Consider the following 2,313-nt stretch of genomic DNA (forward strand, 5'->3'; position numbering starts at 1 on the left):
GCTATCTCGGCGATCCCGGCATGGGCGCGGTGGTGGCGGACGCGGTGGCGGCGGGTGCGGGGGCGGCACGCCTCAAGCTCTATCTCTGCGACCCCGTGATGGGCGATGCCGATTTGGCCCACGGCGAGGGGCTCTATGTGCGCCCGGAAGTCCCGGCGGTGTTTCGCGATACGCTGGTGCCGCTGGCCGACATCATCACGCCGAACCGCTTCGAGTTGGGGATTCTGACCGGCCACACGCTGACCGAAATTCGCGCAACGCGGGCGGCGGTGGCAGAGATTCAGCAGCGGATGGCGGCGCGCGGGCCGCGCATCGTCTGCGTTACCTTCTACGATGGCGCGGATGTGCCCGAGGATAGTGTCGATACGCTGCTGTTTTGCGATGAGGGAACGTTCCGCGTTCGACAGCCTCGGCTGGACCGGCGCTTCGACGGGGCGGGCGATGTTTTTGCGGCGCTGTTCCTGGGCTATTACCTGCGCACGCTGAACCCGGTGACGGCGCTGGAACGCGCCACCGCAACGATGGTGCCGCTGCTGGCGCTGACCGAGGAGCGCGGCCTGCTCGATCTCGCGCTGACCGACGCGCTGCCGTTCCTGGTGGACGCGCGCACCCGCTTTATCGCCGAACAAATCTAAGCAAAAGGAAACGCCATCGTGAAGCTTTTGGTCGTCGGCGGCGGTGGGCGCGAGCATGCGCTGTGTTGGAAATTGGCCGCCTCGCCGCGCCTCACGAAGCTTTATTGCGCGCCCGGCAATCCCGGCATCGCCCAGGTGGCCGACTGCGTGCCGCTGGCGGCCACCGATATTGCGGGCATCGTTGCGTTCTCAAAACAAAATAGCATCGATTTCGTCGTCGTCGGCCCCGAAGAGCCGCTGACCCTCGGCCTTGTCGATGCGCTGGAAGCTGAGGGCATCGCCGCTTTCGGCCCGTCGCAAGCGGCAGCCCAGCTTGAGGGCTCGAAGGGCTTTATGAAGGATGTGGTGGCCGCTGCGGGCGTTCCGACCGCCGCCTATGCCCGCTTCACCGATGCCGAGGCGGCGCGCGCTTATGTTCGAAAACAGGGCGCGCCGATCGTCGTGAAAACCGATGGGCTGGCGGCGGGCAAGGGCGTGACCGTGGCGATGAGTCTCGCCGAGGCCGAAACTGCCATAGCCGAGGCGATGGACGGCGGTAAATTCGGCGCGGCGGGCGCGGAACTCGTCATCGAAGAGTTTATGGAAGGCGAGGAAGTCAGCTTCTTCGTGCTCTGCGACGGCACGCGCGGCCTGGCTTTGGCGGGAGCCCAGGACCATAAGCGCGCTTTCGACGGCGACCAGGGGCCGAACACCGGCGGTATGGGCGCTTATTCCCCCGCGCCGATCTTCACCCCGGCGCTGGAAGCCGAGGTGATGGCAACGATGATCCAGCCGACGCTCGACGCGATGGCGGCGCGCGGCTGCCCGTTTAAAGGCATTCTGTTCGCGGGTCTTATGCTGACGGCGCAAGGGCCGCGCCTGATCGAATATAATATCCGCTTCGGTGACCCCGAGTGTGAAACCCTGCTGCCGCGCCTAAGCTCCGACCTGCTGCCGGCCTTGCTGGCGGCGCGCGCGGGGCGTCTCGATGACGTAACCCTGCTGTGGGGCGCGGCCCCGGCGATTACTGTCATCCTCGCGGGGCAAGGCTATCCCGGTGAGCCGAAAAAAGGTGGGCGAATCGACGGGCTCGATGCCGCCAGCAGCGTGCCGGGCGTGACGATCTTCCACGCGGGCACCAAGCAGGGCGATGACGGCATCGTCGCCAATGGTGGCCGCGTTCTGGCCGTGACCGCGACGGGCGAAGACTTGGCGGCGGCGCGCGCGCGGGCCTATCGCGCCGTCGATCTCATTCAGTGGGACGAGGGCTTCTGTCGGCGCGATATCGGTTGGCGGGCGCTGGGGTGAGATTTACTTATACTTATGGGATATGTATCCAGCCATTTTCTCAATATCTGGGAATAAGGAAGCTTGATTAACATTCATGCTTTCTAGTGCAGATATGATTGATTCTTTGAAGTCTCTGGATATATTAATTTCATCATACTTAATTTCCCCCCCAATCTTCGGCCATATATGTTGTCCCGCCAAATAATAGAAAAGCTCCAGACTGAGATATTATTCTTGAATTATTCATTCTTGGCCTTACGTAATGAATTTTATTTAAATCATCATATTTTATTTTTGCTTTAAAATGAGGCTTTTCTTCTAGAATTTTGTGATGCAATTCCATGATGGCATCTTGTCTGTTAAATTTATCCGTATCCGATTCTTCTCTAATGCTTAATCTTAAGCTGTG

Annotated in this window: 3 protein-coding genes; 2 read left to right on the forward strand and 1 reads right to left on the reverse strand. The window is 60.9% G+C overall.

Annotated elements, in window-relative coordinates:
* On the forward strand, nucleotides 1-635 hold a 635-nt coding region (locus tag VZ95_RS19080), incomplete at its 5' end, for a PfkB family carbohydrate kinase (RefSeq protein WP_045777273.1).
* A gap of 18 nt (nucleotides 636-653) precedes the next feature.
* Nucleotides 654-1,922 (forward strand): phosphoribosylamine--glycine ligase, encoded by a 1,269-nt coding sequence (gene purD / locus VZ95_RS19085; RefSeq protein ID WP_045777274.1) that lies wholly within the window; start codon nucleotides 654-656, stop codon nucleotides 1,920-1,922.
* Between the two features lie 139 nt (nucleotides 1,923-2,061).
* Here the strand turns inward: purD and VZ95_RS26100 are convergent.
* Nucleotides 2,062-2,313, reverse strand: a 252-nt coding sequence (locus tag VZ95_RS26100) for a hypothetical protein (protein WP_456297711.1), incomplete at its 5' end; no start/stop codon positions are given.

Origin of the sequence: Elstera litoralis, assembly GCF_000963705.1 — a bacterium.
GTDB classification, from domain to species: domain Bacteria; phylum Pseudomonadota; class Alphaproteobacteria; order Elsterales; family Elsteraceae; genus Elstera; species Elstera litoralis.